Origin of the sequence: Paenibacillus xerothermodurans (assembly GCF_002220865.2) — a bacterium.
In the GTDB taxonomy this organism is placed as follows: domain Bacteria; phylum Bacillota; class Bacilli; order Paenibacillales; family NBRC-103111; genus Paenibacillus_S; species Paenibacillus_S xerothermodurans.
The window spans coordinates 1-23,302 of the sequence record NZ_NHRJ02000015.1; the positions used below are offsets into that span (position 1 = coordinate 1).

A 23,302-nucleotide genomic window follows, 5' to 3' on the forward strand; every position below is an offset into this window, starting at 1 on the left:
GATCCAGTTTTCAAGGTGCTAGCCTTGACTCGTTTGGTGATGATGGCGGAGGGGAACCACGCGTTCCCATCTCGAACACGACCGTTAAGCCCTCCAGCGCCGATGGTACTTAGACCGCAGGGTCTTGGGAGAGTAGGACGTTGCCAAGCGTAACATTCCCTGATAGCTCAGTTGGTAGAGCACTCGACTGTTAATCGAGTTGTCACAGGTTCGAGTCCTGTTCGGGGAGCCATATGCTTCCATAGCTCAGTAGGTAGAGTGCATCCATGGTAAGGATGAGGTCACCGGTTCGATCCCGGTTGGAAGCTCCAGAGTGTGGCCCGTTGGTCAAGGGGTTAAGACACCTCCCTTTCACGGAGGTAACAGGGGTTCGAATCCCCTACGGGTCATTTGGCTGACGCAAGGGATTGAAAACGTGTTGACAAACCTTGAAAAGTCATGTAGAATTTCATAGTTAACTTGGACGCTTAGCTCAGCTGGGAGAGCATCTGCCTTACAAGCAGAGGGTCGGCGGTTCGATCCCGTCAGCGTCCACCATGCCGCTGTAGCTCAATTGGTAGAGCAACTGACTTGTAATCAGTAGGTTGGGGGTTCAAGTCCTCTCGGCGGCACCAGCGTCGCTCGCATAATGGGGATTAGCCAAGCGGTAAGGCAACGGACTTTGACTCCGTCATGCCTAGGTTCGAATCCTAGATCCCCAGCCATTGTACGAGCCATTAGCTCAGTTGGTAGAGCACCTGACTTTTAATCAGGGTGTCGTAGGTTCGAGTCCTACATGGCTCACTGTTTGAAGCGCGCGTATGGCGGAATTGGCAGACGCACTAGACTTAGGATCTAGCGGGCGACCGTGGGGGTTCAAGTCCCTCTACGCGCATTCATTTGCGGAAGTGGCTCAGCGGTAGAGCATCGCCTTGCCAAGGCGAGGGTCGCGGGTTCGATTCCCGTCTTCCGCTCCAATCTAAGTGTTCCCTTAGCTCAGCTGGATAGAGCGTTTGACTACGAATCAAAAGGTCGGGAGTTCGAATCTCTCAGGGAACGCCATAAATATTTCTCGACATCACATTGCACCGTGTTATCAAAGGTAATGAATTCCTGCTTTAGGTAGTATCGGGACGTAGCTCAGCTTGGTAGAGCACCTGGTTTGGGACCAGGGGGTCGCATGTTCAAATCGTGTCGTCCCGACCATTTTTGTTTTGCGGGTGTAGTTCAATGGTAGAACTCCAGCCTTCCAAGCTGGTAGCGTGGGTTCGATTCCCATCACCCGCTCCATACATAACGATAACTAAGACCGATGAGGTCTTTTTTTAGTTTAATAAGGTGGTGTCGAAGGCATGCTCACAGGCGGTTAAAAGTCGTGTGCCCACCAGCAGTAGTTACGTTAATGCTATTTTGCAAGCTTCGGTATGAGGCTTTTTTTATTATCCATATAAATTTACTGCACGGTAGCGAGCTGTTTGTGATAAAATACTCACTATGACCTAGGTAAGGATGGAGGAAGAACATGTCGGATTCAGTCAACTTGATCAACAAAAATACGTCAAACAACCTGCTTCGCAGAGACGTTAGATTTTTGGGACATATCTTAGGTGAAGTAATTGTTCATCAAGGCGGAAACGAGCTGCTCGCCCTGGTAGAGAAAATCAGGGAGATGAGCAAGACACTCCGCGAACAATACACTCCAGAAATGTATACCGAGTTTAAAACCACGATCAGTTCTTTGGCTCCGGAGAAAAGACACCAGGTGATCCGCGCGTTTTCGATATATTTCCAACTCATTAATATCGCCGAGCAGAATCACCGGATTCGCCGCAAACGCGACTACGAACGCTCTACTGGTGAAGAAGTACAGCCTGGCTCTATCGAAGATATAGTGCGTGGTTTGAAGCAGCAGCAGATTTCCGCCGCAGCAGTGGAAGAGATTATGCAGGGCATTTCGTTAGAGCTCGTCATGACAGCACATCCGACAGAAGCGACACGCCGTGCAGTGCTCGACATTCACCAGCGTATCGCTAATGATATGATGCAGCTCGATAATCCTAGCTTGACGTTCCGTGAACGGGAGCAGCTGCGCGACAAGCTGTTGGGCGAAGTGGTTGCCCTTTGGCAAACTGACGAGCTTAGGGACCGCAAGCCTACCGTGCTGGACGAAGTGAAGAATGGGTTGTACTATTTTGATGAAACACTGTTTGAGGTGCTTCCGGAAGTTTATCAGGAGCTGGAACGCTGTCTGAAAAAATATTACCCGGAAAAGGACTGGCATGTACCGATTTACATGAAATTCGGCTCCTGGATAGGTGGAGACCGTGACGGCAACCCTTCTGTCACCTCTAATATCACATGGCAGGCGTTGACGTTACACCGTCAGCTGGCATTGGAGAAATATGCAGCACTACTCCGGGAATTTTTACAGCATTTGAGCTTTAGTAAAAATATTGTAGAAGTGACGCAGGAGTTGCTGGATTCGATCCAGGCGGATCGTGAGAAGCTGGATTTGCGCTCCCATGAGGTATGGCGCAACGAAAAAGAGCCTTATCGGATTAAGGTAACGTACATGATAGAAAAGATTCTGCAGGCCGCTAACCCGAAGGTGAGCGTGGAACGCAAGTACAACTCGCCGGAAGAGTTTTTGTCGGATTTGAAAATCATAGAGCGCAGCTTGCGCAATCACTTTGCTGATTTCATAGTAGACACTTACTTGTCGAAATTAATTCGCCAGGTAGAATTGTTCGGCTTCCATTTGGTGTCACTTGATGTTAGACAACACAGCAAAGAGCATGAGCTTGCGATGACCGAAATATTGGCTAAAATGCATATCTGTGACGATTATTCGGCATTAAGCGAGGATGACAAGATCAAACTGCTTAGCAGCTTATTGACTGAGCGGCGTCCGATCACATCCCCTTACATGGATTACTCGGAATCCACAGCGGAATGTTTGAACGTGTATCACACCATTAAACGAGCGCAGCAGGAATTCGGGCGGGATTGTATTTACAGTTACTTGATTAGTATGGCTGCGGGCGCAAGCGATGTGCTCGAAGTGCTGGTGCTCGCCAAGGAAGCTGGTTTATACCGGCAGGAGTCCGATGGCTCAATCGTATGCACGCTGCAGTCTGCTCCATTGTTCGAAACCATTGATGATCTACATGCTGCACCGGATATCATGCGCACGTTGTTCGAAATTCCGGCTTATCGCAATAGTTTGGCCAGTACGAATCATTTGCAGGAGATTATGCTGGGCTATTCAGACAGCAACAAAGACGGCGGCGTGATCACCGCGAATTGGGAGCTGCGGGTGGCGCTTCGCAGTATCACAGCGGCCGCGTCGGAATATGGCGTCAAGCTGAAATTCTTCCACGGTCGTGGAGGTGCTTTGGGCCGCGGAGGCATGCCTCTTAATCGCAGTATTCTGGCGCAGCCCGCCGACACCATCGGTGGCGGCATTAAGATTACCGAACAGGGTGAAGTACTTTCATCCCGATACTCTATGAAGGGGATCGCCTATCGCAGTTTAGAGCAAGCGACATCTGCGCTGATTAGCGCAGCGCTCTCCGCACGCAATCCGCAGACGGAGGCCACTGAACCAGAGTGGGAGCCGATCATGCGTGACATATCTGAGAAGGCACAGACGAAATATCAGGACTTGATTTTCCGCGATCCGGACTTCCTGGCCTTTTTCAAAGAGTCCACGCCTCTTCCGGAGATTGGTGAACTCAACATCGGCTCGCGACCGTCAAAGAGAAAGAACAGCGACCGATTCGAGGATCTGAGGGCCATCCCATGGGTGTTCTCTTGGACCCAAAGCCGTTATTTGCTTCCGGCATGGTACGCGGCAGGCAGCGGTATCTACAGCTATTATCAGGGCAAGGAAGAGAATCTGAAAGTACTGCAAACCATGTACCAGAAGTGGTCCTTTTTCCGTTCCCTGATTGACAATGTGCAGATGGCTCTGGCCAAATCCGACTTACTGATTGCCAAAGAGTATGCAAGCATGGTCAAGGATAAGTCAGCGGCTGAGCGTATTTTTACGGCAATCAGCGAAGAATTTGAGCGCACATCCAATCTGGCTTTGCAGATTAGCGGACAAAAAGAGATTTTGGATAATGTGCCTGTTATTCAAGAGTCGATACGGCTCCGTAATCCGTATGTGGATCCGCTGAGCTACATGCAGGTTGAGCTGTTGACGGAGCTGAGGGGACAAACGGGGCGCACTGAAGAGGAGGACATTCTGCTGCTCCGCGAAGTACTGCTCACCATAAACGGTATTGCAGCGGGGCTTCGTAATACGGGCTGATGCCATATGTCACGCACTTACCAGCAATACACGATAGAGTCGGGCGGCCTCAACCAGGCTGTCCGGCTTTTTCTGTATAGGCCTACAAAATTGTCCGGTACCGAGGCAGCACTCACTCGATGGAGGTATAGGCAGGGGTGTCACAATGCCCAATACTGCCGCTGTCACTCCACCCAGTGCAGTTTGGTTCGGGTGCTGGGTTAATTCTATGTGCATTTTGGGGGAGACTGTACATGGGGGTGCTCGTTTGGTATGCTTTTCTTGGGTTTTATTGGTTTTAGCTGGTAACAGCAGGTGACGTACTGCAGTGCGGTACGTGGAAAATGGTGTCGTCAGCGCAAGTTTGGAGGAATGACGGTTGGAACAAATCGACGTGAGACTCGCGAAATTAGCCCGAAATGGTGACAGGGCCGCTTTCGCTGAGCTGGTGGAGTTATATAAGGAGAAAATCTTTCATCTGGCTTACAGAATGCTGCATAACAGGCATGAGGCGGAGGAGATTGTGCAGGAAACATTTTTGAGAGTGTACACAAATTTGGAGCGCTACGACGAGAATCAGAAGTTCTCCACGTGGATTTACCGGATTGGCACGAATCTCTGCATTGACCGTCTCCGCAAACGAAAGCCGAATTATTCCTTGGATGCTGAAATGAATGACGGCGAAGGCACGGACTGGTATGCGATGCTCCCCAGCGAGGACGATACACCGGACGACCAGGTCATTTTATCCGAAACTCGAAACGAAATACGTAAATCCATTGAAACTCTGCCGGAAAAGTATAAAACGGTAGTGGTGCTCCGGTATTTGCAGGATCTGTCTTTGCAAGAAATCAGTGAGGTGCTGTCACTGCCGATCACCACGATCAAAACCAGATTGCACCGGGGTAGGGAGCACCTAAGGAAAAAAATGGAGAATATTTTATAAGCGTTTTTGAAACATAACCGGTTGTCATACGTATGGTAATCTGCAAAAGCAAACATGGAAAAAGAAAGGAGCGGGCCAACATGCAATGCCAGGAAGCCCTCCCTTTAATGCATGAATATTTGGACGGTAGCTTAAGCAGACCGGAAGCGTTAGAGCTAAAGAAACACCTGGTCGCATGCCCCTCTTGCCGGGAACGGTTAAATGAACTGGAAAAGATGGAAGCACTGATTCAAGCGGCACCGAGGCCGACTGTCCCTGACGGTTTGACGGAGCGTATCATGCAAGCCTTACCGCCTGCGCAGCAGAAACATGGCTGGGGCCGGTGGTTCCGCTCGCATCCCGCTGCCTCGGTAGCCGTGGTGTTCGCACTGGTCATGCTCGGCAGTTTCATGTCCGCATGGAACGCGGACTCGGAACTGATGGTGCGGGGTGCAGATCTGCAGTCAGTAGTTATACAGGGAGATACCGTTTTGGTTCCGGCAGGTCAAACGGTTGATGGCAATTTAACGGTGGAGAACGGTAAATTGCAAGTGGACGGCGACATTGAGGGAAACATTGTTGTGATAGACGGTTCAGTATCTTTGGCATCTACCGCCCATATATCAGGGCAGATAACGCAAATAGATGAGGCGTTTAGCTGGCTCTGGTTTAAAATGAGTGATTGGGCAACCCACATATCGCAATAAATTAGGACATACGCACCAATTTCCAAAATCCTCTCTTAAACATAATGTGAAAGGGAGGGTTTTTGTGTTGATATTATGGTATGATTTAATTGTGGGCATAGATAAATATAAATAAAAGCCGCGTATCGTTTGGGGGCAATGCAATGGATTTCATACCGGCCATCAGTTTAAAAGACATTATTGATATTTTAATTGTAAGCTATGTGATTTATCAGCTGATACTGCTGGTTAGAGGCACGCGGGCCATCCAATTGCTAAAAGGGATTTTTGTCGTGGTAGTCACCTGGGCGCTGAGTACATGGTTTAAGCTGAACACGTTACAGTGGATGATGAATCAGATGTTTACTTTTGGTGTCCTTGCGGTGATTATCATCTTTCAGCCGGAGCTGCGGCGAGCGCTGGAGCAATTGGGCCGTGGCACGCTGTTTAGCCGAACAGCCACGGAGGACGAGCAGGAGCTTAATCGGCGCCTCGGAGAGGTTATTAAGGCCGTAAACTACTTAGCACGACGCAGGATAGGTGCACTGATCGTATTTGAGAGGGAAACGGGTCTGAATGATTACATAGAATCGGGTATTTCTATGGAATCGCACATCAGCTCCGAGTTGTTGATCAACATTTTTATTCCGAACACACCACTACATGATGGTGCGGTCATTTTGAGAAAAAATCAGCTTATGGCTGCAGGCTGTTACCTGCCGCTGTCCGAAAATCCATTTATCAGCAAGGAACTGGGAACACGGCACCGTGCCGGGATCGGCATGAGTGAGGTGTCAGACGCGCTGTCAGTCATCGTCTCAGAGGAGACAGGGCAGGTGTCGCTGGCGATGAATGGACATATTATACGCGATATCAAAGAAGAGCCGCTGCTTTCCAAGCTGTTCGAGGAATTACAATCCCCGAAAAGGACCAAGGAAAAAAACTCCATATGGAAATGGAGGCGGCGCTAGATGGATCAATGGCTGCGTAATACGAATGTAGTGAAGGTAGTTGCTTTAATTATCGGCATTCTGCTGTGGGCTCTTGTACAGATGGAAGACAACACACTGCCGGGCACGAACGGCAACGGTGTCCGCGAGGAGCAGATCACCAATGTCGCGGTCACGCCGAAATACGACAGTGCTCGCTTTCATCTGGCATCGATAGAGCCGGCAGAGGTGGTTGTGACGTTAACCGGTAAAGAGTCGGCGCTCAGGCGGGCATTGAACGCGAGTAACTACGCTGTGGTACTGGATCTCACCGATGTCGAGAAGGGTGAACGCATTGTGCCTCTTACGCCGGTGGGCTTCCCATCTGATGTGACCGTCCAAATTAGTCCGCCTAGTGCGAAGGTTATTGTAGACGAGAAGTCAAACAAGCAAATGCCGGTGACAATTAATGTCACAGGTATTCCCGATGTGGGGTTGAAGGCCGGCCAGCCTGTGGTTAAGCCGAATAAGGTGACGGTGACTGTGCCCAGCGCCATGATTGATGCAGTGGAGTCCGTGAGAGCGGATGTGAACGTGGAGAAAGCGCAGTCGGCGGTATCCACCACAGCGCGGCTTGTGGCGTACGATAAGGACGGCAAACCGCTGGATACAGCGACGATCAATCATCCTGTCGTGGAGGTCGAGGTGCCGATCACCAGCCCGTTTACTACCGTGCCGCTGCAGCTTAAGCTGCTCGGTGAGCCTCCACCGGGGCTTAGCGTGGCGTCACTTGTCCAAAACACGGACAAAATCACTGTGTATGGCCCGCAAGATGTGCTTAACCGCATGGAGTACTACGAAGGACCGAGCATCAATTTGGCCGAATTGACTGAGGAGAAGGAATACACGATCACGCTTGATGTGCCGCCGCAGGACAAGGTCACACAATTGGATCCAGAACAAGTGGAAGTGAAGATCAACATAGTGCCTTCCGTGACGAAGACGCTGGAACAAATCCCTCTTTCCATCATTGGCCAAAACGACGGGTTCAACACGGAAGTGGTGCTTCCGGAAACAGGCAGACTGAATCTTGTGGTGGAAGGCGCACCTGCACTGCTCGAGAAGGCAAAAGCACAGGATACGCAGGCAATCCTTGATGTGAGCAACTTGCCCCCCGGACGACATGTTATTCCGGTGACATGGAATTTGCCTACGTTTATAAAAAAAGCGGCGCAGCAAGACTTCACCGCGACTGTCGAAATCAGTGCACGCCCTTGAGCAAAAAACAAGATGTAGGGATATAATGTTAAAAAGGAGACGGAGAACATGGGGAAATATTTTGGTACTGATGGCGTTCGTGGGGTAGCCAATAAGGAACTTACGGCGGAACTGGCGTATAAAATTGGCCGCTGCGGCGGTTATGTATTGGCAGGGCAAGTAGAAAAGCCTACCGTTGTGATTGGCCGTGATACTCGAATTTCCGGCACGATGCTGGAGGCGGCCTTGGTTGCCGGATTACTATCCATTGGTGCCAATGTGGTGCGCCTGGGTGTCGTGTCAACGCCGGCAGTGGCATACTTGACAAGAGAATTAAAGGCCGACGCTGGTGTGATGATTTCGGCATCACATAATCCGGTGCAGGATAACGGGATTAAATTTTTTGCCGCAGACGGCTTTAAGCTCTCAGACGAAACAGAACTCGAGATCGAGCGGCTGATGGACGCTGAAGTGGACGAATTGCCACGCCCCGTAGGAGGAGATCTCGGCTCTGTTGCGGATGATGAGCAGGCGAAATACAAGTATCTCGATTATGTGAAGTCGACCGTACAGTCATCTTTCAAAGGGTTTAAGATTGTATTGGATTGTGCCCATGGCTCAGCTTACGAATTGGCTCCGAAGGTATTCGCAGCCCTGGGCGCTGAAGTGATAACGATGGGGGCGGAACCGAACGGCCGGAACATCAACGATGATTGTGGTTCCACCCACCCAGAGGCGCTGCAGAAGGCGGTATTGGAGCAGAAGGCTGATTTGGGATTGGCTTTCGACGGTGACGCCGACCGATTAATCGCTGTTGACGAAACAGGCGCCGAGGTTGACGGTGATTTTATCTTAAGCATATGCGGCAATGCCCTGAATCAGGCCGGGAAGCTGAAGCACAGCACCATCGTTACGACTGTGATGAGCAACATTGGCTTCTTTAAAGGCGTCGAGTCAGCCGGAATGACAGCTGCGAAAACCGCGGTAGGTGACCGCTACGTGATGGAGGAAATGCGCAAAGGCGGCTACAACCTTGGCGGTGAGCAGTCTGGCCACGTGATTTTCCTGGATTACAATACGACCGGGGACGGTATTTTAACTGCTCTGCAATTGACGGACACCCTTATACAGTCGGGCAAGAAACTGAGCGAACTGAAGAAAATTATGCGCAAATATCCGCAGAAGTTGGTCAACGTTCGAGTGTCGGATAAGAGCAAATGGAAGGAGAATGCCGTGATCGGCGACGCCATTCGCAAGGTGGAAATGGAACTCGGCGACAATGGCCGCGTATTGGTCAGACCATCAGGAACGGAATCTCTAATTCGAGTCATGGCGGAAGGGCCAGATCGGGCTCAGGTCGAGGCGTACGTCCAGGACATCGCGGGTGTCATTGAAAGAGAACTTGCATAATAGGCAGGAATGCCAACCGCATCACGCTTAACGAATATTAAGCCATAATACCTATAATTATCCGTAAGACCCTCCGATCGTAGGATCGGAGGTTTTTTTTATCTGGGAAAATGCGAAATATAGCGTAAAGTATCTGTTGCACTTCGCTGGTAAAATGAATAAGATGGTTGTATGCATTCAGTCGAACATAGAAAGGTGGGTAGACGCAGCTATTAAACTAGCGCCAGAGCTTGAGAGTGTGTCGCCACTTACCACGTCCTATCCGGGATGATGAACAAAAGAAGGCAACTCGCAAGCTGACGAGGTGAAGGTGTTCGAAACATTCGGCGGGGACCTTCCGGTAGCAGATACTACCGTAAAGTTGGAAAGCAAACCATCCGGGCGACCGGGTGTACAAGAGTCCAACGTGCATCGAAGCAGTGTTTACTTGTTTTTTGAAAACTAGGAGGTTCTATCCCTTATGTGCGGTATTGTTGGTTATGTTGGTAAACGTGATTCTCAAAATATACTAATTGAAGGCTTAAAAAAGCTGGAGTATCGCGGCTATGATTCCGCAGGTGTAGCTGTCTTCACGAAAGACGGTCTGCAGGTAAAAAAGTCGAAAGGCAGACTGGCCAATCTGGAGTCCAAGTTGGGCGAATCTCCTTTGACGGGTTCTATCGGCATTGGGCACACCCGGTGGGCAACACACGGGAAGCCGTCCGATGTAAACTCCCATCCGCACACTGACAACTCGCAGAAATTTTCTGTAGTGCACAATGGTATTATCGAAAATTATATTTCCTTAAAGGAAGAGTTAGTCGCCAAAGGGCACGTATTCGTGTCGGAGACGGACACGGAGGTTATTTCACACTTGATCGCGAGCTTGTATGACGGTGATATCGTAAAGGCCGTTCAGCAAGCGGTGAGCCGCATGCGTGGCGCGTTCGCCCTTGGCGTGCTAACGGAATATGAGCCTGAGAAGTTGGTAGCGGTGCGGCTGGCCAGCCCATTGGTCATCGGCGTTGGAGAAGGAGAAAACTTCATCGGCTCCGACATCCCCGCAATTCTGGATTATACGCGAAATGTGTACATCTTGAATGACGGTGAAATGGCAGTTTTAACTACAGACGGTGTCGAATTAATGACATTAGAGGGGAATTTTATTTCCCGGGAATTATTCCATGTCGATTGGGATATTGTAACGGCGGAAAAAGCCGGTTTTGATCACTTCATGCTGAAAGAAATCCACGAACAGCCAAAAGCATACCGTGATACCCTAAGCAGCCGCATTGATGCATCCGGTACGAGAGTTGTTTTGGATGAAGTTAAGATGAGCCAAGACGACATCCGGTCGATTCAACAGGTACACATCGTCGCTTGTGGCACAGCCTATCACGCCGGTTTGGTAGGTAAAGGTATCATCGAGAAGCTAGCTCGTATACCTGTGGAAACTGATGTAGCGTCCGAGTACAGGTATCGGTCGCCCATCATTACGCCGAACACGCTGGTTATGGTGGTCAGCCAATCCGGTGAAACTGCGGACACTCTGGCTGCCCTGCGAGAGGCGAAGCGCTGTGGAGCTCGTGTTGTGGCGATCACGAATGTGGTAGGCAGCTCAGTGGCGCGGGAAGCTGACGATGTGATTACAACATGGGCAGGACCAGAGATTGCGGTCGCCTCCACAAAGGCATATACGTCGCAATTGGTTGCATTTTATTTGTTCGGCTTGTACCTCGCACAGACATTGGGCACGCAGGAAGCGGGATACATTGCCGATGTGATCGCTGAATTAAAGCGGCTGCCGGAGAAGGTAGAGCGGATTTTGGAGCAAGCCGACACCATTAAAAATTGGGCTGAGCAGGTGGCGACCCACAACAATTTATTCTTCATCGGCCGCGGACTAGATTATGCGGTAGCGTTGGAAGGATCACTTAAGCTGAAAGAGATCTCTTACATTCACTCTGAGGCGTACGCGGCGGGCGAACTGAAGCACGGCACATTGGCGTTAATCGAAGAGGGGATTCCTGTCATCGCGCTGGCCACTCAAGAGGAGCTGTTGGAGAAGACAGTTAGCAACATTAAGGAAGTCAAAGCACGCGGCGCACATGTATTCGGCCTTAACGCCGAGGGTGAAACCGAGCTGGTGAAAACGGTGGATGAGGTGTTTGCGATACCACATACGCTGCAGCTTCTCAGCCCAGCTTTATCGGTCGTTCCGCTGCAACTGCTCGCGTACTACGCTTCCCTGGCGCGCGGCAACGACGTGGATAAACCAAGAAACCTGGCGAAGAGCGTAACGGTGGAGTAATCATTTAGTTCATGTTTCATGTTTGTGTTCAGTGATAAAGATGTCTGGCACCAGTGAAAAAACTGCGGAACCAGTAAAAGATGTCGTGAACCGATATGCAAGCTGATTACATCTAGAAGGGAGCCCGAGGGAGAAATTCGGGGCTCCCCTCATTTAGAGCAATACTTGATACCCGCATATAATACTTTAATTAAAATGAAAAGGACGTAGCCCAAGCGAAAGCAGCGGGAGCGTCCTTTTTTAAACTAAGCCAGCTAATATCTTGTCAGGATTTGTGAATAAAAGGTTGCGAAGTAGATGTTATATCTATATTTAAACATGTGAAATAACCTTCCAATTTTATAATGCAAGGTTGTCATGCGTTAGTCTTCTAGGTAGGCCAAGTCGCTTGCTTTGGAGTTACGCAACCATCCACTGAAGTTAAACAATCGCTACCATTCCATTGAACATAGGATAGAAATCATTTCTTTAGATGAACGGTTCAGGATTCGATCATTACTGGTCGAATGGTTGTCAAGTAAGGGGATGCGTCATGACATTAACATTGGGAGGTAATTCTGGATTGAACTACCGGATACGATAATTTTCTGTGATGGAGGAACCAATGAAATTGTTGAGTTGGCAATTCGATGATGATCCTCAAAGGGTTCTATGATAAATGGAATTGGGTCGAAATAACGATGACCTTCGGCGACAGAAGCAAACGGTGGAGCGTCTTACACACACGAGACAGATTGAAGAACAACTTGAATCGGGCTAACATTGATCCTCTGGCTTATTCGTTCCTCATATGATAGTAGTCAGAAGTTAATTCCCCTTTACACGGTTTATAACAATAACCGGGTCTTTAAACGCAGTATTTATAAATTTATTCGCCAGTCACCCCGTGACGGTGAACCATACCATAAGTGACGGCGAAATTTTGTTTTCAACTGACCGTCGTCTTTATAGAACTTTGAAGGGTGTCCCTTTTGGCTGCCCTCATTTACATTATTAGAGATTTTCTTTATAGAAAGCACCTAATTTTTCAACGGCTTTACTCACTGGCTCTGGCCTGTCGTACAGATCGTAGTGGCTTGCACCTTCTATAACGAACAAATCTTTTTTCTCAGAAGCTGCTCGGTTATAAAGCTCATGACCGTCCTTGTATGAACCAAACGCTCCTTGTACGCTACCAACAATGATTTGCAAAGGTTGAGTCAGCAGACGTTCTGCCAAAAGGAAAGCATCAAAGGCAATTATCGAGTCTATGCTGGTGAATTTCAGTTTGTTAGGAGAGTTAGGGCTCTGACCTCTTGATGTTCTGTAGTAATCAACCGCCCCTACAAGATCAATATCAGTCATACCGCCTTCTTCTCTCTCTGCATGACTATTAGGAATCCATTGTGTAACCATTGGTTCGGCTCCGCGCGCTTCAGCAGTGCGTTGTTTTGCAACTTCCTCTAAAACTTTGATGGTATCGGCTTCACGATATCCACGACCGATATTCGCGACGACGACTGTAGCAACTGCTTTGATGCGACGCTCTGTCATTGCAGCATTTACAGCATATCCGCCTCCTGCACAAACACCTAGCACGCCAATACGATTTTCGTTGACATAATCTAATGTGGTTAGGTAATCAACTGCGCACCGAATATCCTCAACACGTGCAGCTGGGTATTCGGCATAACTGAAAAAGTGGATGGACAGGTTCCACGGCGTCGCAACGAAGTATATCGACAACTACATGTTCTGGTTCCGTTTCTTGGAATTGCACAAGAAGCTTGACCACACCGACAGGCAGAAAAAAATGCTGCTCGACACTTGTAAACGGGCGAATTTCACCACAGTTCAGCAATTTAGAAAAGGCGCTTAACAAAATTGAACAAATAAAAGAGACAGCGGTCCGCTGTCCTTTAGAGTTTTTTTTGTTATTAATTTTGTCTGCGACCTTCAACCGCTAATAAATACATTGTTTGAGACATAGCAGTTTCACTAATCCATTGACGATACTCGTTTTCAGCTAAGGCACGTTCACTCTCTGTAATTAACCCATCTTTAACCATTTGAATTCCTCTACTAGCAGCTACGTCTGCCCATAAATCTGTTTGTTTTGCAGTCTCATGCTGAGGAGTGATTATAATTTCGTTTATTCCGACTTCTTTAAATAAGTTTAAGATGGTCCGCAATAGCATTATCCATACCTGCATCAGAACGCCACTTTAAAAATGCAGAATAAAAGGATTTCATACTTAAAGGGGGTTCTGGATTCCAAGTTATCTTTTCATGATTATAATCAAGAATCAAAACCTGTCCACCTGGCTTAGTGGCACATTTCAAAGCATTTAAAGCTTCAAACGGGTTAGATAACCATTGTAAGACTCGTGCAGAAGTAACTAAATCGAATTCATCTTTATAAGGAAGGTTGAAAATATCTCCAACTTCAAAATTCAGTCCTGGAGTATCACCGAAATTCTGTTTAGCTTTTTCAATTAGTGCAGGATTACTATCAATTCCAACAGCACGCCCAGTAGGTCCAACAATTTCGGTAATTCCGCGAGTTATCGCTCCTGTACCACAACCAACATCAAGAACTGTCATCCCTTCGGTAATCAGTTCCGCTAATCTTTTGTGAGAGGATGTTAAGGTTCGGGAATCTAAAATATTTGTTGCCTTCCCAGAAAGTTCAGCCCTATTACGTGCAACGTTAGATTCCATCCAAAATCCCCCTATTTTTGGATATTTCAAATAAAATATCATCCATTATTTGTTTTGTCAATCGTATGCTTTCTCTAATTAATTTTTCGAACCTATAAGCAACAATATTTACGAAAATAGCGTATTCTTTAAACAGTCCTCCCTATTCTAAGTGTGAGGCTCACACTTTACAAATAAAGATTACCTGGAGCTGCTGGAGAAAGAAGACGTCAAGGTCTCGATGGACGGCAAAGGCCGGGCCACCGATAACAGCCGCACCGAGCGATTTTTTCGCTCGCTCAAATACAAATGCATCTATATAAACGAATTCGAAGACCCGCGCGCGCTGCGTAAAGGGCTGGCTCGCTATGTCCAATTTTACAATGAGGAACGCCCTCACCAGTCGCTCGGAGAAGCATGTCCCGCGCAGTTCTATGCGCATATCGTCAAGACAATCGCATCCTAAAAGACCGGAAGGAGAACTTAACTTATTTCTCTGGAAATCGTGTCTTGACAATGGGGAGCATTATAAAACATTGGGCTGTGGTGACAAATGTGGATTGAGTAGGGATGGTGAGCGGTAATCCTGCTTTGCGAAGCACCTCGTAAACTTCAATATTAGACCTATGCAGTTCCATCCAAAAATTGGCCGGCATTTTAATTCGGTCGAAAAAATGAGAAGTCATTTATGCGGTACCTCCTTGCGTTTCATAAACAGATTGCAGATCAGAGATGACATTCAGCTCTAGGGGGTTACGAGTCCTTACGTTACCGATTCCCTGTGACCTTGTAACTAGCGGAAGGTGCCAATTGACTATCGTAATGCGCCAATAGTGTCCTCGCTATTTTGTCAAATGGTGATTGAATTATTCTGATCGATAGTTGATAATGAATAACCGTTAAACAGGGAGCAGTCAGCCTAAGGCTACTGCTCCCTGCTTGCTTGATTTACGCGTGAATCCTTTGGTCGTAGCTCGCCTTCAAGCGCTTTATATCTTCTCTTGGCGGAAAACCAAACATACGAGCATACTCACGGCTGAACTGTGATGCACTTTCATACCCTACCCGGAAAGCCACATCGGCGGCATCCGTCGATTCGGACATTAATATGCGCCGGGCTTCCTGTAACCGCAGCTGTTTTTGAAACTGAAGCGGGCTCATGGCAGTTGCCTCCTTGAAGTGCCTGTGAAACGTAGAAATCCCCATATTGGCTATTTCCGCAAGCTCTTCGATTCGCAAAGGCTTATCGACGTTATGGATAATTTGATTGATTGCCTCCCGGATTCGGTAGGTGCTGCTGCCTTCCATCGCGATTTGCGCCAGCGTAATACCGTACTGCCCTTGAAGAAGTCTGTATAAGATTTCTTTCGTGTAGAAGGGAGCCAGGAACGGAATGTCTTTCGGTTTGTCCAGCAAACGAGCCAATCTCATGATCGCATCCAATATCGATAACTCGATCTCGCCGACAAACATCGCCCGTTTTGTGCCTTCTTGCGGGGCGATTTGAACGCCCCCTTCATGTAATACCTCTAATATTTGATTCTGTGTAAACTCCAGCTTCAAGCTCAGATATGGCGCATGGGGAGAAGCTTTTATGACATGACCGATCACCGGCAAGTTCATGGACGAAATCAGATAGTCGGCAGGTCCATACTCATATCGCTCCTGTGCAAGCAATACGTCTTTAAAGCCTCGGGCGATGAAACATAAGGCTGGCTTGTAGACTCTGTAGACGGGCTGAGTCACTTGCGAGACGCGAACAATAAATAAAGACGGAATCGCCGTCTCGAAAACGCCGTCCTGACCCGCATGCCGCTCAATCAGTTCGGCGAGTTCATCCCGCAGATTATCTATTTGTCCTGACATAATATCCTCCTTGTGCGTTCATCTTTGATGATTTCATTATAATGCAACCTTCGTCTGTCACGTAAGTAGTGGCGAGAGGATTAGGTAATCATTCGAGACCAATGGGATAACGGTCTCTTTTTTAATTGTAGCATAATAAGACTGAGCTTAAATTTGCTGACAAATGTTTAACAACCTTCGCATGATAAGAATGAAAGGAAGGGATATAAAATGTCAGACTCAAAAGAACTTACAGTTGCTCAGAAAGCGATCGGAGATTTTGCTCCTAAGTTGGTGGAACTAACCGACGAAGTTTTGTTTGGAGATGTATGGAAGCGTGAAGAGCTTTCTCCGCGCGACCGCAGTTTGATTACCGTAGCGAGCTTAATCACCGGCGGAAATACGCAGCAGCTTAAAAACCATTTAAATTTGGCCAAACAAAACGGCCTGTCGGAAAATGAGCTGATCGAAGCGATGACCCAGCTTGCCTTCTATGCAGGCTGGCCGAAGGCCATGTCAGCCATTATGGTTGCAAAAGAAGTATTCGCGAATGAGAAATGACGAAAGGGTGTAATTTAATATGTCTAACTTCAAGGTAAAGTCGTATTATTACGGGTGCCTCCAGCGGGATCGGAGAGGCTGCCGCAAAAGAACTCGCTTCCAAAGGCGCAAAACTGGTACTGGCCGCCCGTCGTGAAGATCGGTTGAAGAAACTCCAAGAAGACATTCAAAATCAAGGCGGGCAAGCGATTTATAAAGTTACGGATGTGACTTCACATGAACAAATGGAAGAGCTCGCAGCGTATGCGCTTACGGAATTCGGGAAAATCGATGTTTTAATCAATAATGCCGGATTAATGCCGAATTCGTTTCTTTACAAGAAACAAATCGATGACTGGAACAAAGTGATCGACGTCAATATCAAAGGCGTTCTTGATGGAATCGCGGCGGTGCTTCCTTCCATGAGAGAACGTAAGTCAGGTCACATTATTAATCTTTCATCAGTAGCCGGACACGTAGTCGGGCCAACCAGCACGGTGTATGCTGCAACGAAGCATGCTGTTCGTGCGATCTCGGAAGGACTGCGTAAAGAAGAGTATAGCAACAATATTCGCTCAACCATTATTTCGCCGGGAGCAGTCAAGTCTGAATTAACGGAATCGATTACAGACCCGGATGTAAAGGCTGCGGTAGGTGAAATGTATAAAGGTGCGATTGAAGCAGAAGCAATTGCGCGCGCGATTGCTTTTGCTATTGAACAACCGGCGGATGTGGCGGTGAATGAAATGCTTATTCGCCCTACGCATCAAGAGAGGTGAGCCGATGGACATTCGTTCGCTCGGAAAAACGGGATTAAAGGTAACCGGTTTGTGCTTGGGAACGATGACCTTTGGCAACCAAGCGGACAAGAAGGCTTCTTTCGAAATTCTGGACACAGCCTATGAGGCCGGCGTGAATTTCATCGACACGGCCGATGTGTATCCGATCGGAAGGCAATCACATGCCGTCGCGGGTACAACCGAGTCGATCATCGGGGAATGGCTGCAGGGTAAACGAGACCAAGTGGTGCTCGCGACAAAATGTTTCGGCGCGATGGGACCGGGCCCCAATGAAAAGGGCTTGAGCCGGAAGCATATCATCGCCGCGGTCGAGGACAGTCTGCGCCGCTTAAAGACGGACTATCTCGACCTCTACCAAGCACACCAATTCAACCCGGACACGCCCATGGATGAAACGCTCCGCGCGTTTGACGATCTTGTCCAGCAAGGCAAAGTCCGTTACATCGGGATCTCGAATTGGCGTGCCTGGCATGTGGCAAAGGCAAACGGCATTGCGGACAGGAAAAACTACGCCCGGATCGTAAGCGTTCAGCCGCGGTACAATCTGTTGTTTCGGATGATTGAGGACGACCTGGTTCCCATGGCGCTTGACGAGGGGATCGGTATTATCAGCTACAACCCGCTGGCTGGCGGCATGCTGACGGGCCGATACGGAAAAAACGCCCGTATTGAAGAAGGAACCCGGTTTGCACTGGGAAACAATGCAGGTGCCTTCTACCAGGAACGATACTGGAAAGAGGCGACGTTCGACGCAGTTGAGCGGTACCGGGCCTGGTGTGAAGAGCACAGCCTGAATCCGGTGACGACGGCAGTAAGATGGGTTACGCAGCAGCCGGGCATCACCTCCGCCATCATTGGCGCCAGTCGTCCGGAGCAATTGGACGCGAGCCTGCAAGCCGCCGACATGGATGCCTTGACGGAACAGCAGGTGGCATGGCTCGACGGGCTGTGGTTCTCGCTGCCCCGCCGCCGCGAATTTAGCTAGAAGGGGAGGATCAATCAATGGAATATGTGAAACTCGGAAATACCGGCCTGGACGTATCCAGGCTGTGTATCGGCTGTATGAGCTTTGGCATTGCGCAGCGGTGGAGTCATCCGTGGGTACTAGACGAGGAACGGAGCCGGCCGATCATCAAAAAAGCCCTTGAGCTTGGTATCAATTTTTTCGATACGGCAAATATGTACGCAGTCGGAACGAGCGAGGAAATTGTCGGGCGGGCGCTCAAGGATTATGCAAAACGGGATGAAATTGTCCTCGCGACGAAGGTTCGTTTCCCGATGCGCCAGGGTCCGAACGCGGCAGGTCTTTCCCGGAAGGCCATCATGACGGAAATCGATCATAGCCTTAAACGTCTGGGAACGGATTATGTGGATTTGTACCAAATTCATCGCTGGGATTATGAAACGCCAATCGAAGAAACGATGGAGGCGCTGCATGATGTGGTGAAGGCCGGCAAAGCGAGGTATATCGGCGCTTCCGCCATGTACGCGTGGCAGTTCCTGAAAGCGCAGCATACCGCGGAGAAAAACGGATGGACCCGATTCGTATCGATGCAGAATCATTACAACCTCATCTACCGTGAAGAGGAGAGGGAGATGCTCCCGCTATGCAAGGACCAGAAGATCGCCGTCATTCCTTATAGTCCGCTTGCCAAAGGAAGATTGACGCGGGACTGGGACGAACCGACCCATCGCTCCGAAACGGACCAAGTGCAGAAAACCCAATATGGCCCGCATGAGGATGCCGACCGGTTGGTTGTGGAGCGGGCTGCGGCACTCGCGGAGCAACGCGGCGTTCTCCGTTCCCACATCGCGCTTGCCTGGGTGCTGCACAAGGAGCCGATCACGTCGCCGATCATTGGAGTAACGAAAATGTCCCATCTGGAGGATGGCATAGCAGCACTTTCCATCAAATTAACACCTGACGAGATTGCATTTCTCGAAGAGCCGTATGTTCCTCATCCTTATATCGGTTTTCAGTAAAAAGATGTTGACCTGAAGGCAGCTCCAGATGGTCATGCGCATAAAAGGGTTGGGGACACGATTCCTCAACCCGGTTTTCTTTCACACGGGAAGGGATTAATTGGGAACGAAGGAGGAGTAGAAGCTGCACACACGATTAAAAAGACTGTTCGCTATCAAAGGATACCGTGTATTCGTCGTTTGCATGCTGATGATCGGGATCGGAATATCGATTACAATGCCGTATTTACCCCTGTATTTCACGGAAGATCTGGGGATGAGCGTCGGAGCCTTCGGCGTGTTCATGGCGGTAAGTTCGTTGAGCGGGGTGGTTGTAAACTCGCTCATTGCCAAACGCTCGGATAGCGGTCTGGACAGGAAGTGGCTGTTGATTGCGGCCGCGCTTTCATGCGCTTTGGGATATGCTTCGTACTTGGCATTTCATAACTTTTTTATCCTGCTGATTGTCGTCAGTATTTTGAATGGGTTAGGGGCTGCCGCCATACCGCAAATCTATGCTTACGCACATGAGTCCGCCAATGCAAGCCAATCGGACGACAAAGCGTTAGCGGTATCTGCATTGCGTTCATTAATCTCTCTGGGATTCCTGGTCGGACCATTGGGAGGAACATTTCTTTTGGCTGCCGCTGGATATAGAGGTCTTTTTCTGGTCACATCCGCCCTTTATCTTGCGATTGCAACGCTTGTATTCGTGTTTCTCGCAAGCCGGAAAGCGAATCCGAGACTTCCGGGAAAGAGCAACGCATCCGATGCTACATCGCTCAGCAACAGGCAGATCAGGCAGCCGTTTATCGCCTTTTTCCTTCTGTTCATGGTTAACGCCATGAACTTAATCAACACGCCACTCTTTATTGTGAACGAGCTTCATGGCACGCATACGGATGTCGGGTTAGTGGTCGGTATTTGTGCCGGTCTGGAAATCCCCATCATGCTGTTGCTGGGCGCCTTGGGGAGAAAGATATCGAATCACACCCTAATGATGACTGGCAGTGTAATTGCGGTGTTCTATTTCGTCATCTTAAGTGTATCGAATGATCCTTTGCAGCTAATCGTGGCGCAGCTTCTGCAGGCAACGTTCGTGGCGATCGTGATGGGCAATGGACTAAGCTATTTCACCACTATGCTGCCGAATTCACCGGGAGTGGCCACAACCCTCTATGCCAACGCATCCACCATCGGAAGGCTGGCAGGCACGCTCGGCAGCGGTATCATTGCCCAGTATGCGGGGGGCGATCGGTTTATTGGGTGTGTCTGGCGATTGTGATTGTTTCATTCGTCATGTTATGGAGAACAAGATCGCAAGTGCATGAGGAAATGCGGTTGCCAATCTGAGACCTGCAGATTGCGAATGCTCCCAAGGAGGAATGAAAAGTGGAAAGCTTATGGACGAAGCCGTTTATTCTCATGACGGTAGGAAACCTATTCCTATTTGTCGCATTTTATATGCTATATCCCACGCTGCCGCTATTTATCAAACATATAGGAGGCAATGAGACGCAGGTCGGCCTGGCAATGGGGGCGTTCATGCTGTCAGCCGTTACGTTTCGCCCGATCGTCGGGGTGCTTTTTCGTTCTTACTATTCACTTTCTTAGTAAGACGCTTGTTAATAAACAAAGAACAATCCTTGAAAGCCGATACTCCTTCCTTTTGAGTCAAGCAAACTGAAAGAGTAGGTTGGAATTGATAAACCATACACCGAATCAGTCTAAAAAGCAATGACAAAAAAAACCGACGGGTACGGTTCTTTTCGTTATGAAACGATCCAGGGAGTAATCTGCGCAGCAGCTGCTCTTTGCTTCATTAAAGCAACTGGCAGCATTTGTTTATTTTAACGACTACTTGTAAAATTATTTTCACAGTTCTTTTGTGTAAACAGAACTTGCCGGTGTCTTTCGAAATACGAATGTTAAATATCAAGTTTACGGGTACCGATCCATTTCACCATTGCAGGATCGCGATGTGAAAAGAACAGGCTCTGTTTCGTATCTAAATTAGCAATCCAGTTCATATCCTCTTGATTTAATTCAAAATCAAAGATATTGAAGTTTTCGATAATTCTTTCTTTACGTACCGACTTTGGAATCACAACGACTTCTCTTTGTGTCAACCAACGTAAAACCACCTGAGCAACGGATTTATTATACTTTTCAGCTATGGATACCAATACCTCATTTTGGAACAAGTTATTTTTCCCTTCAGCAAAAGGTGCCCAGGATTCGATCTGAACACTATTCTCTTTCATGAATTTTGCATTTTCGATTTGTTGATTGAAAGGGTGCGTTTCAACCTGGTTCACGGCAGGAACTACTTCATTATGAATAATCAAATCGATCAGACGATCCTCATGGAAGTTACTAACGCCAATTGCCCGGACCTTCCCTTCACGATACAATTCCTCCATAGCGCGCCAAGAGCCATGTACATCGCCAAATGGCTGATGAATCAAATACAAATCTAAATAATCCAACTGTAATCTTTCCAGTGATTTTTCAAATGCTTTTTTTGTGCGCTCATAACCAGTATCCTGAACCCAAAGTTTCGTAGTGATAAATAATTCCTCTCTTCCCACGCCACTCCGTTTGATCGCTTTGCCAACTGCCTCTTCATTTAGATAAGAGGCAGCAGTATCAATCAGCCGATACCCTGCCATGATAGCATCATAAACGCTTTGCTCACATTCATTTGCATCTGGAATCTGAAAAACGCCAAAACCGAGTATAGGCATCTCAATACCATTGTTCAAAGTTACTTTTTGCATATAAAATCCTCCAGTTTTTCAAAATTATTTAAGATCAATTTGATATTATCCATTACATCGATAACAGGCTCACTCCGTCGCCGCGCGTTTGGAGAACGTACTGGTAAGCCCAAAGGAAACGGCCGCCACGACAACCGCAGCCACGACCGCAGCGGCTCGCAGCGATAATATCGATGCTCCACCTAAGGCAACTCCTCCGATGCCAGCGCCAACTGCAAAGCAGAACTGTACGAGAGTCTGTTCAAGCTGAGCGATACCCGAGGCTTCGGGAGCGAGTGAAAGAAGATTAAAGTTCTGCGCCGGTCCGAACGGCCAGGCAGCGATTGTCCAAAGGATGACTACTGGGATGGCGACGAAGTTTGTTCCAGCGGCAATAGATAGCAACGTAAGCGCTAGTGCTTGAACGATCATGCTGATGATGAGCGTGCGCACGGTGCCGTCACGGTCTGCCAGAAAGCCACCAAGCTTGGAACCGATTAAGCTCGCGATGATAATACGAAAAGAATGACGCTCACTACGCCTCCACTGAATGACATAACGGAGGTGATATACGTATTGACCACCGAATAGCCGATAAATACGAAGAATGTGACACCGAGAGCGGTAGCGATCTTCGGATTTTTCGAAAGGGCAAGTTGTTTGCCAAGTAGGACAGGTGCTTTCCCTTGCTTAGTTGGAATCAGCTTTGCGACGGCGAAAATTCCAAGCAAGGTGAACAATCCAATCCCCAGAAGATGAGATCACGAATTGTGACGTACCGACCAAAAAGCTGATAAGGGTCAGCATGTGGATTTTCCAGGTGTTGCTCATTGCAAGTATTCTCCCCCTTTCACATTATGCCCCAGGTGACAAAGCGACCGGTATAACATTCGTGCCAAATGTTTGCCTAATCCTATCACAACACTTATGTAATAGAATGATTATGG

18 protein-coding genes, 12 tRNA genes, 1 rRNA gene and 3 pseudogenes are annotated in these 23,302 nt (G+C 48.4%); 28 read left to right on the forward strand and 6 right to left on the reverse strand.

Annotated elements, in window-relative coordinates; all coding sequences use genetic code 11:
- Window positions 1–32: 32 nt before the first annotated feature.
- From rrf to glmS, 20 genes are all read left to right on the forward strand, one after another.
- A 5S ribosomal RNA gene (rrf, locus tag CBW46_RS17475) occupies window positions 33–149 on the forward strand.
- Window positions 150–156: 7 nt separating this feature from the next.
- Window positions 157–232, forward strand: a tRNA-Asn gene (locus CBW46_RS17480).
- Window positions 233–235: 3 nt separating this feature from the next.
- Window positions 236–311 (forward strand) — tRNA-Thr (locus CBW46_RS17485).
- Between the two features lie 6 nt (window positions 312–317).
- A tRNA-Glu gene (locus CBW46_RS17490) sits at window positions 318–389 on the forward strand.
- Window positions 390–461: 72 nt separating this feature from the next.
- A tRNA-Val gene (locus CBW46_RS17495) sits at window positions 462–537 on the forward strand.
- Window position 538: 1 nt separating this feature from the next.
- Window positions 539–614: transfer RNA gene (locus CBW46_RS17500), tRNA-Thr, on the forward strand.
- Window positions 615–629: 15 nt separating this feature from the next.
- A tRNA-Gln gene (locus CBW46_RS17505) sits at window positions 630–704 on the forward strand.
- Between the two features lie 6 nt (window positions 705–710).
- Window positions 711–783 (forward strand) — tRNA-Lys (locus tag CBW46_RS17510).
- 11 nt (window positions 784–794) lie between these two features.
- Window positions 795–874, forward strand: a tRNA-Leu gene (locus CBW46_RS17515).
- A gap of 7 nt (window positions 875–881) precedes the next feature.
- A tRNA-Gly gene (locus CBW46_RS17520) sits at window positions 882–956 on the forward strand.
- A gap of 8 nt (window positions 957–964) precedes the next feature.
- A tRNA-Arg gene (locus tag CBW46_RS17525) sits at window positions 965–1,041 on the forward strand.
- Window positions 1,042–1,108: 67 nt separating this feature from the next.
- Window positions 1,109–1,185, forward strand: a tRNA-Pro gene (locus CBW46_RS17530).
- A gap of 10 nt (window positions 1,186–1,195) precedes the next feature.
- Window positions 1,196–1,269 (forward strand) — tRNA-Gly (locus tag CBW46_RS17535).
- 232 nt (window positions 1,270–1,501) lie between these two features.
- Window positions 1,502–4,294: a phosphoenolpyruvate carboxylase gene (ppc, locus tag CBW46_RS17540; protein ID WP_089201278.1), complete on the forward strand. Its 2,793-nt coding sequence runs from the start codon at window positions 1,502–1,504 to the stop codon at window positions 4,292–4,294.
- 358 nt (window positions 4,295–4,652) lie between these two features.
- The gene (gene sigW / locus CBW46_RS17545) at window positions 4,653–5,219 is read left to right on the forward strand and encodes an RNA polymerase sigma factor SigW (RefSeq protein WP_089201279.1); all 567 of its coding nucleotides are present in this window, start codon (window positions 4,653–4,655) and stop codon (window positions 5,217–5,219) included.
- Between the two features lie 80 nt (window positions 5,220–5,299).
- Complete coding sequence (locus CBW46_RS17550; protein ID WP_089201280.1) at window positions 5,300–5,905, forward strand: zf-HC2 domain-containing protein; 606 nt, start codon at window positions 5,300–5,302, stop codon at window positions 5,903–5,905.
- Between the two features lie 143 nt (window positions 5,906–6,048).
- Window positions 6,049–6,855, forward strand: a complete 807-nt coding sequence (cdaA, locus tag CBW46_RS17555) for a diadenylate cyclase CdaA (protein ID WP_089201281.1) — start codon at window positions 6,049–6,051, stop codon at window positions 6,853–6,855.
- Complete coding sequence (locus CBW46_RS17560) at window positions 6,856–8,091, forward strand: CdaR family protein (protein WP_089201282.1); 1,236 nt, start codon at window positions 6,856–6,858, stop codon at window positions 8,089–8,091.
- A 48-nt stretch (window positions 8,092–8,139) separates the two neighbouring features.
- Entirely contained in the window at window positions 8,140–9,480 is a 1,341-nt protein-coding gene (gene glmM, locus CBW46_RS17565) for a phosphoglucosamine mutase (protein WP_089201283.1), read from the forward strand.
- A 460-nt stretch (window positions 9,481–9,940) separates the two neighbouring features.
- Window positions 9,941–11,770: a glutamine--fructose-6-phosphate transaminase (isomerizing) gene (gene glmS, locus CBW46_RS17570; protein WP_089201284.1), complete on the forward strand. Its 1,830-nt coding sequence runs from the start codon at window positions 9,941–9,943 to the stop codon at window positions 11,768–11,770.
- Window positions 11,771–12,763: 993 nt separating this feature from the next.
- On the opposite strand, the pseudogene CBW46_RS17575 reads toward glmS, so the two are convergent.
- Window positions 12,764–13,441 (reverse strand): annotated as a pseudogene (locus CBW46_RS17575) (alpha/beta hydrolase); the annotation flags it as partial.
- A 1-nt stretch (window position 13,442) separates the two neighbouring features.
- On the opposite strand from CBW46_RS17575, the pseudogene CBW46_RS21930 reads away from it, so the two are divergent.
- Window positions 13,443–13,628, forward strand: a pseudogene (locus CBW46_RS21930) (IS1595 family transposase); the annotation flags it as partial.
- 58 nt (window positions 13,629–13,686) lie between these two features.
- Here the strand turns inward: CBW46_RS21930 and CBW46_RS21935 are convergent.
- A complete protein-coding gene (locus CBW46_RS21935; RefSeq protein ID WP_243633379.1) occupies window positions 13,687–13,962 on the reverse strand; it encodes a hypothetical protein in 276 nt (91 codons plus the stop codon).
- On the reverse strand, window positions 13,916–14,470 hold the full coding sequence (locus CBW46_RS17580; RefSeq protein ID WP_243633380.1) for a class I SAM-dependent methyltransferase: 555 nt from the start codon (window positions 14,468–14,470) through the stop codon (window positions 13,916–13,918). Before CBW46_RS17580 ends, CBW46_RS21935 begins: the two co-directional genes overlap by 47 nt.
- Window positions 14,471–14,663: 193 nt before the next feature.
- Between CBW46_RS17580 and CBW46_RS17585 the strand changes: the two genes are divergently transcribed.
- Window positions 14,664–14,915: an integrase core domain-containing protein gene (locus tag CBW46_RS17585; protein ID WP_341538198.1), complete on the forward strand. Its 252-nt coding sequence runs from the start codon at window positions 14,664–14,666 to the stop codon at window positions 14,913–14,915.
- A 482-nt stretch (window positions 14,916–15,397) separates the two neighbouring features.
- Here the strand turns inward: CBW46_RS17585 and CBW46_RS17595 are convergent, their stop codons facing one another.
- Window positions 15,398–16,315 carry an AraC family transcriptional regulator gene (locus CBW46_RS17595; RefSeq protein WP_089201286.1) on the reverse strand — a complete coding sequence of 306 codons (918 nt, stop codon included), beginning with the start codon at window positions 16,313–16,315 and terminating at the stop codon, window positions 15,398–15,400.
- Window positions 16,316–16,525: 210 nt separating this feature from the next.
- On the opposite strand from CBW46_RS17595, the gene CBW46_RS17600 reads away from it, so the two are divergent.
- The 6 genes and pseudogenes from CBW46_RS17600 to CBW46_RS17625 form a co-directional block, all read left to right on the forward strand.
- A complete protein-coding gene (locus tag CBW46_RS17600; RefSeq protein WP_089201287.1) occupies window positions 16,526–16,855 on the forward strand; it encodes a carboxymuconolactone decarboxylase family protein in 330 nt (109 codons plus the stop codon).
- A 44-nt stretch (window positions 16,856–16,899) separates the two neighbouring features.
- The gene (locus tag CBW46_RS17605) at window positions 16,900–17,613 is read left to right on the forward strand and encodes an SDR family oxidoreductase (protein ID WP_089201288.1); all 714 of its coding nucleotides are present in this window, start codon (window positions 16,900–16,902) and stop codon (window positions 17,611–17,613) included.
- Window positions 17,614–17,617: 4 nt separating this feature from the next.
- Window positions 17,618–18,619, forward strand: coding sequence for an aldo/keto reductase (locus tag CBW46_RS17610; protein WP_089201289.1), 1,002 nt, complete (start codon window positions 17,618–17,620; stop codon window positions 18,617–18,619).
- A 17-nt stretch (window positions 18,620–18,636) separates the two neighbouring features.
- Window positions 18,637–19,617, forward strand: coding sequence for an aldo/keto reductase (locus CBW46_RS17615; protein ID WP_089201290.1), 981 nt, complete (start codon window positions 18,637–18,639; stop codon window positions 19,615–19,617).
- 217 nt (window positions 19,618–19,834) lie between these two features.
- On the forward strand, window positions 19,835–20,881 hold the full coding sequence (locus CBW46_RS17620) for a sugar efflux transporter (protein ID WP_243633381.1): 1,047 nt from the start codon (window positions 19,835–19,837) through the stop codon (window positions 20,879–20,881).
- Between the two features lie 107 nt (window positions 20,882–20,988).
- Window positions 20,989–21,195 (forward strand): annotated as a pseudogene (locus CBW46_RS17625) (MFS transporter); the annotation flags it as partial.
- A 329-nt stretch (window positions 21,196–21,524) separates the two neighbouring features.
- Here the strand turns inward: CBW46_RS17625 and CBW46_RS17630 are convergent.
- Both CBW46_RS17630 and CBW46_RS17635 read right to left on the reverse strand, forming a co-directional pair.
- Window positions 21,525–22,376 (reverse strand): aldo/keto reductase, encoded by an 852-nt coding sequence (locus CBW46_RS17630; RefSeq protein ID WP_089201291.1) that lies wholly within the window; start codon window positions 22,374–22,376, stop codon window positions 21,525–21,527.
- Between the two features lie 69 nt (window positions 22,377–22,445).
- Window positions 22,446–22,808: an MFS transporter gene (locus tag CBW46_RS17635; RefSeq protein ID WP_089201292.1), complete on the reverse strand. Its 363-nt coding sequence runs from the start codon at window positions 22,806–22,808 to the stop codon at window positions 22,446–22,448.
- Between the last annotated feature and the right edge of the window lie 494 nt (window positions 22,809–23,302).

Coding starts and splice junctions, on each gene's coding strand:
- CBW46_RS17620 (WP_243633381.1), top strand. CDS start 19,835: ATGCCGTATTTACCCCTGTATTTCACGGAAGATCTGGGGATGAGCGTC.
- glmM (WP_089201283.1), top strand. CDS start 8,140: ATGGGGAAATATTTTGGTACTGATGGCGTTCGTGGGGTAGCCAATAAG.
- CBW46_RS17580 (WP_243633380.1), bottom strand. CDS start 14,470: ATGGAATCTAACGTTGCACGTAATAGGGCTGAACTTTCTGGGAAGGCA.
- CBW46_RS17595 (WP_089201286.1), bottom strand. CDS start 16,315: ATGTCAGGACAAATAGATAATCTGCGGGATGAACTCGCCGAACTGATT.
- CBW46_RS17615 (WP_089201290.1), top strand. CDS start 18,637: ATGGAATATGTGAAACTCGGAAATACCGGCCTGGACGTATCCAGGCTG.
- CBW46_RS17560 (WP_089201282.1), top strand. CDS start 6,856: ATGGATCAATGGCTGCGTAATACGAATGTAGTGAAGGTAGTTGCTTTA.
- CBW46_RS17600 (WP_089201287.1), top strand. CDS start 16,526: ATGTCAGACTCAAAAGAACTTACAGTTGCTCAGAAAGCGATCGGAGAT.
- CBW46_RS17550 (WP_089201280.1), top strand. CDS start 5,300: ATGCAATGCCAGGAAGCCCTCCCTTTAATGCATGAATATTTGGACGGT.
- CBW46_RS17610 (WP_089201289.1), top strand. CDS start 17,618: ATGGACATTCGTTCGCTCGGAAAAACGGGATTAAAGGTAACCGGTTTG.
- glmS (WP_089201284.1), top strand. CDS start 9,941: ATGTGCGGTATTGTTGGTTATGTTGGTAAACGTGATTCTCAAAATATA.
- cdaA (WP_089201281.1), top strand. CDS start 6,049: ATGGATTTCATACCGGCCATCAGTTTAAAAGACATTATTGATATTTTA.
- CBW46_RS21935 (WP_243633379.1), bottom strand. CDS start 13,962: ATGCAGGTATGGATAATGCTATTGCGGACCATCTTAAACTTATTTAAA.
- ppc (WP_089201278.1), top strand. CDS start 1,502: ATGTCGGATTCAGTCAACTTGATCAACAAAAATACGTCAAACAACCTG.
- CBW46_RS17630 (WP_089201291.1), bottom strand. CDS start 22,376: ATGCAAAAAGTAACTTTGAACAATGGTATTGAGATGCCTATACTCGGT.